This window comes from Mycobacterium sp. (genome assembly GCF_049673265.1).
Classification (GTDB): domain Bacteria; phylum Actinomycetota; class Actinomycetes; order Mycobacteriales; family Mycobacteriaceae; genus Mycobacterium.
This window is the reverse complement of sequence record NZ_JBATXN010000150.1, coordinates 1-5,845: the sequence shown is the minus strand read 5'-3', so window position 1 is coordinate 5,845 and position 5,845 is coordinate 1. Positions and strand designations below refer to the sequence as shown.

The following is a 5,845-nucleotide window of genomic DNA, read 5'->3' as shown; positions in this document are numbered from 1 at the left end:
GGCCGGCGGCGATGCCGTCTGCCGCGCAGATCGCGGCCTGCAGCCCGGTCCCACAGGCCTGCTGGATGTCGAATGCCGGCGTGTACGACGACAGCGCCGATCCGAGCACACACTCGCGCATCAGGTTGAAGTCACGACTGTGCTTGAGGACGGCGCCGCCGATCACTGCGCCCAAACGCTCACCCGCCAGTCCGAACCGGTCGACCAGCCCGCTCAAAGCGGCGGTGAACATGTCCTGGTTGGAGGCCTCGGCGTAGGCGCGATCCGAGCGCCCGAATGGGATTCGGTTGCCGCCGAGCACCGCGACGCGCCGCGTCGAGCGGGTGCCGTCGGTGTTGACCTTCGGCTGGGAACTTGCAGAAGAACTTTCAGAACTCACGCTTATCTCCGTCGGTGGGGGGTTATCCGCGATTAGTACCCAGTAGGCATACTACCTACTGTCCTTACTCTGGAGTAAGTTCGCTCTCGATACGGTAGTCGCACACGCTCGATACGGAAGGCAGCGCAGTGGCCCCAAAGGTTTCACCCGATCTATTCTCCCAAGTCGTCAACTCCGGGCCCGGCTCGTTTCTCGCCAAGCAACTCGGCATACCGCAGCCCGAGCCACTGCGGCGCTATCGGGTCGGCGATGAGCCGCTGGCCGGATCGCTGCTGATCGGTGGGGAGGGCCGGGTTGTCGAGCCGCTGCGCGCGGCGCTGGACAAGGACTACGACGTGGTGGGCGCCAACCTCGGCGGCCGCTGGGCCGATTCGTTCGCAGGCCTGGTGTTCGACGCCACCGGCATCACGACGCCGGCCAAGCTCAAAGCGCTGCACGAATTCTTCACTCCGCTGCTGCGCAACGTCGGCGCCAACGGTCGCGTCGTCGTCGTCGGGACCACTCCCGATGCAGCCGGCAGTTCCGATGAGCGGATCGCGCAACGGGCGCTGGAGGGCTTCACCCGCTCCCTGGGCAAGGAGCTGCGGCGAGGCGCCACCGTCGCGCTGGTTTATCTATCACCCGACGCCAAACCGGCCGCGACCGGCGCAGAGTCGACCTTGAGGTTCATTTTGTCGGCGAAGTCGGCCTACGTGGACGGGCAGGTGTTCTACGTCGGCGCGGCCGATTCCACTCCGCCGGCCGACTGGGATCGGCCGCTCGACGGCAAGGTGGGCATCGTCACCGGCGCCGCCCGCGGTATCGGTGCGACGATCGCTGAGGTGTTCGCCCGAGACGGCGCGCACGTCGTTGCAGTCGATGTAGAGGCCGCCGCGGAGGCGCTGGCCGAGACGGCCACCCGCGTCAGCGGAACGGCCCTGACCCTCGACGTCACCGCAGACGATGCCGTCGACCGGATCAGCGAGCACCTGCGCGAGCATCACAATGGCCGGGCCGACATCCTGGTCAACAACGCCGGTATTACCCGCGACAAGCTGTTGGCCAACATGGACGACGGACGTTGGGACGCCGTTCTCGCCGTCAACTTGCTTGCGCCACAACGACTTACCGAAGGGCTGGTTGGCAATGGCACTATCGGCGAGGGCGGTCGGGTGATCGGGCTCTCGTCGATGGCCGGTATCGCGGGCAACCGCGGGCAGACCAACTACGCCACCACCAAGGCGGGCATGATCGGGCTCACCCAGGCGCTGGCACCCGAACTCGCCGAGAAGGGCATCACGATCAACGCCGTCGCGCCGGGATTCATCGAAACCCAGATGACCGCGGCCATCCCACTGGCCACCCGCGAGGTCGGCCGTCGGCTGAACTCGCTGTATCAGGGCGGGCAGCCGGTGGACGTCGCCGAAACCATCGCCTATTTCGCCAGCCCTGCATCAAATGCGGTGACGGGTAACGTCATTCGCGTCTGCGGCCAGGCGATGTTGGGGGCGTGACTAAGGTGACACAACCGAGCGGGCTGAAGAACCTGCTGCGCGCGGCGGCCGGGGCGTTGCCGTTCGTGCCGCGCAGCGACCATCTGCCCAACAGAACACTCACGGTCAACGACGTGCCGATCGACCGCGGGAACGTGGCCGATTATGCCGCAGTCACCGGACTGCGCTACGGCGACTCCGTGCCGTTGACCTACCCGTTCGCGTTGACCTTCCCGACGATGATGTCACTGGTGACCGGGTTCGACTTCCCTTTCGCTGCAATGGGATCGGTCCATATCGAAAACCACATCACGCAACACCGGCCGATCAAGGTGACTGACACGGTCAATATCGCGGTACACGCCGAGAACCTGCGTGAACATCGCAAAGGCCTGCTGGTGGATTTGGTGACCGACGTCAGCGTCGGCAACGACGTCGCGTGGCACCAGGTCACGACCTTCCTGCATCAGCAACGGACCAGCTTGTCCGACGAAGCCAAGCCAGCGCCGCAGAAACAGCCCAAACCACCGCCGCCGAAAGCCATTCTGCGGATAACGCCGGGACAGATTCGCCGCTATGCGGCCATCGGCGGCGACCACAACCCAATCCATACCAACCCCATCGGGGCCAAGTTGTTCGGCTTCCCTACGGTGATTGCACACGGAATGTTCAGCGCTGCAGCTGTATTGGCGAATCTAGAGGCCGGGCTTCCCGACGCTGTGACGTATTCGGTGCGATTCGGCAAACCGGTGGTGCTGCCGGCCAGCGCCGGGCTCTACGTCGATCAGGTCCAGGACGGTTGGGATATCAGCCTGCGCAACATCGCCAAAGGCTATCCGCATCTGACTGGGACACTGCGGACGCACTAGCCGCAATCGCGATCGACAACTAGCCGAATTCCGTACGCGCTGAGCGCGGTAGCCAGGAGGACCAGTAGCAACCAAATCGGCGGCCGGGCGAGTTCCCAGACGAATATCGCGGCCGTACTGGACACCCGACGGCGACCCCTGCTGAGGCGGTCGGTCGGTCAGCTGGAGCCCCCGGCAGCGACTTCCGCCGCATCCCGCTCGGATGGCACGCCTTTGAGGCCGCCCCAGAACAGGTTGATCATCAGTGCGGCCGCCTCATCGACGTCGGTGTCACCCGTGCTGAGCCGGGTCGCGATCGCCTCACCGGCTCCCACGAGCGCCACCGCCATCATCTCGAAGTCGGCGTCCGGTGCGGGATTACGGGTACCGGCCTGCAGCAGCCGGGCCACCATGGAGATGATCCGCTCGCGTCCCTCGCGCACGGTGTGAGCGAACGCCTGCGAGCTGGTGGCCTGGGTGTACATCACGATCCAGGACGCGCGATTGGCATCGATGTAGCGCATGAACGCCACGATGGTGTTGCGCAACAGATCTTTCGGGCTCTGCTCGAGATCGATTTCTTCGCGCACGCCGTCGATGAACCGCGTCATCTCCCGGTCAAGGCAAGCGCCGAACAGTTCCTCTTTGGACCCGTAATACAGGTAGAGCATTGGTTTGGAAATCTCGGCCTTGGCCGCGATCGCGTCCATCGACGTCTCGTGATAGCCGTTGACAGAGAACATCTGAACAGCGGCATCCAGCATCTGCTGTTCGCGCACAGCACGCGGTAACCGCTTGGTACCACCTGCCATGCTTGCCCTTTCTACGCCCTTCTGCGCGTCCCTTACTCCAGGGTAAGCAATGACGATGCGCGCCGCCGCGTTTACGGCCCGCAGCCCGGCTTGAGGCCTTTGAACTTTGCGATCCGGCGAACTGAGTCATCGACGTCGGACGTCTTCAACTCCTTGGCGTCCAACGCCTTCTGTAACCGGTCGAGCACAGCTGGCACCTCATCGGTCGTGACCCACAGCGCTACGTCGGTGCCGGCCTGCAGGGTGCGCAGCACTGCGTCGGGCACGCTGTAGTGGTCCTTGATGGCCGCCATGCTGGACAGGTCGTCGCTGAATATTGGGCCGTCAAAGCGCGGGCCGTTGTATCCGGCGCCCGTGCGCAACATCTGCACCGCGGCTCGGTTGACGCTGGCTGGTTCGTTGCCGGTGAGCTCGGGCACCTGCAAGTGGCCGACCATCGCGCCCTGTGGCGCGACAGCGTTCAACAGTGCCCGGTAGGGCGCCAAATCGTCGTTCTGCAACTGCGACAGCGGCGGCGTGACGATCACGGATCCAGTGTGCGAGTCACCGGACCCGTGTCCGTGGCCGGGGAAATGTTTGAGCACCGGCAGTACGTCGGCGTCGTGCAGGCCGCGGGCATATGCGCCGGCGTACTGAATTACCTTTGCGGGATCTGAACTGAACGATCGATCGCCGATCACCGTGTCGTCCGGCGCGTCGGTGACATCGACGTCGGGGGCCAAGTCAATGGTGATGCCGAGACCCCGCATCCGGTGGCCGCGGTCGAGGGCCATGCCGTAAACCTGCTCGGGTGTGTACGTATGCGCGAGCACCCGCGCCGACGGCGCCGGCCCGATCAGTTTGGACAGCCGGGCCACCCGCCCGCCCTCTTCGTCGACGCTGACCGCCACCGGCAGCGCGGTGGTGGCCGAAAGGTCCTTGACCAGGTTGGGTCCCAACATCGTCAGGTCGGTCCAGCCGCCGATGAAGATGCCCCCGACGTGGTAGTTCGTCACCACGGCTTTGGCGTCGTCGCCGTTACGGACGCCCACCATTAGCAGCTGGGCCAGCTTCTCGCGGGTCGGTATGGCGGCTGGATCACCGCACGCAGGTTGCGCCGGCGGGATCGCCTTGGCCGGCGACGAGCTGCCCGGTGCGGACTTGGGCCGTTCGGAGGTATGGCCACATCCCGCCATCAGCGCCGCGACAGCGGCAAACACGGCCAGAACGCGCGGGAAACCCATCAGGCCATGCTGTCATGGCCCGGCGTGCCAGCGGCTACCGGCCGCGACTCGTCTTCAGCGTCTTCTGCTAGTTTGCGACTATGAACCGGTTCGTTGCGCCCGCCGCCGCAAGCGTCGTGGTCGGTCTATTGCTCGGCGCGGCCGCGATATTCGGGATCACCCTGATGGTGCAACAGGACACCAAGCCACCACTTCCCGGCGGCGACCCGCAGTCGTCGGTGCTCAACCGGGTTGAGTACGGCAACCGCAGCTAGTCCGGCGACAATGCGGGCCGAGCCAGGGCCCGTCGAGGTCACGTCGTTGTCGCGACGCTGGTTGTGGCTGGTCGCGGCGGCCGCGCTGGCGTTGAGCTTCGCCCAGTCGCCCGGACAGATCTCCCCCGATACCAAGCTCGACCTGACCGCCAACCCGCTGCGGTTTTTGGCCCGGGCGACCAATCTGTGGAACAGCGAACTGCCGTTTGGACAGGCGCAAAACCAGGCCTACGGTTACCTGTTTCCGCACGGAACCTTCTTCCTGGCAGGTCATCTGCTAGGTCTGCCCGGCTGGGTGACCCAACGGCTGTGGTGGGCGCTGCTGCTGGTCGTCGGCTTCTGGGGGTTGCTTCGGGTCGCTGAGGCTTTAAACGATGGGAAGGGGCTCGGCAGCCCGACGTCACGAGTGATCGCCGCGTGGGCGTTCGCACTTTCGCCTCGGGTGCTGACCACCTTGGGATCGATCTCGTCGGAAACCTTGCCGATCATGCTGGCGCCGTGGGTGCTGCTGCCCACAATCCTGGCGCTGCGCGGCCAGACCAACCGATCGGTGCGCCAGCTCGCCGGGCAGGCCGGGGTAGCCGTCGCGCTGATGGGAGCGGTCAACGCGATCGCGACGTTCGCCGGCTGCCTGCCCGCGGTGATCTGGTGGGCCTGCCATCGGCCCAACCGCCGATGGTGGCGCTACACCGGGTGGTGGTTACTGGCCCTGGTGTTGGCCATGTCGTGGTGGATGGTGGCGCTGATCTTGATGGCCCGAATCAGCCCGCCGTTTCTGGATTTCATCGAATCGTCGGGGGTCACCACCCAGTGGTCGTCGCTGGTCGAAGTGCTGCGCGGGACCGACAGTTGGACTC

At 65.3% G+C, this 5,845-nt stretch carries 6 protein-coding genes and 1 pseudogene; 4 read left to right on the top strand and 3 right to left on the bottom strand.

Translation table 11 applies throughout. The annotated features are described in order from the left end of the window. Positions 1-379 (bottom strand): annotated as a pseudogene (locus WBF82_RS05375) (acetyl-CoA C-acetyltransferase); the annotation flags it as partial. A 128-nt stretch (positions 380-507) separates the two neighbouring features. Between WBF82_RS05375 and WBF82_RS05370 the strand changes: the two are divergent. Together WBF82_RS05370 and WBF82_RS05365 are read left to right on the top strand one after the other, a co-directional pair. Next, positions 508-1,872 carry a 3-oxoacyl-ACP reductase gene (locus WBF82_RS05370; protein WP_424382054.1) on the top strand — a complete coding sequence of 455 codons (1,365 nt, stop codon included), beginning with the start codon at positions 508-510 and terminating at the stop codon, positions 1,870-1,872. Positions 1,873-1,877: 5 nt separating this feature from the next. Beyond that, positions 1,878-2,720 (top strand): MaoC/PaaZ C-terminal domain-containing protein, encoded by an 843-nt coding sequence (locus WBF82_RS05365; protein WP_424382055.1) that lies wholly within the window; start codon positions 1,878-1,880, stop codon positions 2,718-2,720. Positions 2,721-2,878: 158 nt separating this feature from the next. On the opposite strand, the gene WBF82_RS05360 is transcribed toward WBF82_RS05365, so the two are convergent. Both WBF82_RS05360 and WBF82_RS05355 read right to left on the bottom strand, forming a co-directional pair. Further along, positions 2,879-3,511, bottom strand: coding sequence for a TetR/AcrR family transcriptional regulator (locus WBF82_RS05360; RefSeq protein ID WP_424382053.1), 633 nt, complete (start codon positions 3,509-3,511; stop codon positions 2,879-2,881). Between the two features lie 71 nt (positions 3,512-3,582). Continuing rightward, positions 3,583-4,734 (bottom strand): glycoside hydrolase family 3 N-terminal domain-containing protein, encoded by a 1,152-nt coding sequence (locus WBF82_RS05355; protein ID WP_424382052.1) that lies wholly within the window; start codon positions 4,732-4,734, stop codon positions 3,583-3,585. Between the two features lie 80 nt (positions 4,735-4,814). Here WBF82_RS05355 and WBF82_RS05350 point away from each other — a divergent pair, with 80 nt between their 5' ends. Together WBF82_RS05350 and WBF82_RS05345 are read left to right on the top strand one after the other, a co-directional pair. Continuing rightward, positions 4,815-4,988, top strand: coding sequence for a DUF2613 domain-containing protein (locus WBF82_RS05350; RefSeq protein ID WP_067342410.1), 174 nt, complete (start codon positions 4,815-4,817; stop codon positions 4,986-4,988). Between the two features lie 10 nt (positions 4,989-4,998). Beyond that, positions 4,999-5,845 (top strand): alpha-(1->3)-arabinofuranosyltransferase domain-containing protein (locus WBF82_RS05345; RefSeq protein WP_424382051.1); only part of this gene is annotated, 847 nt, incomplete at its 3' end.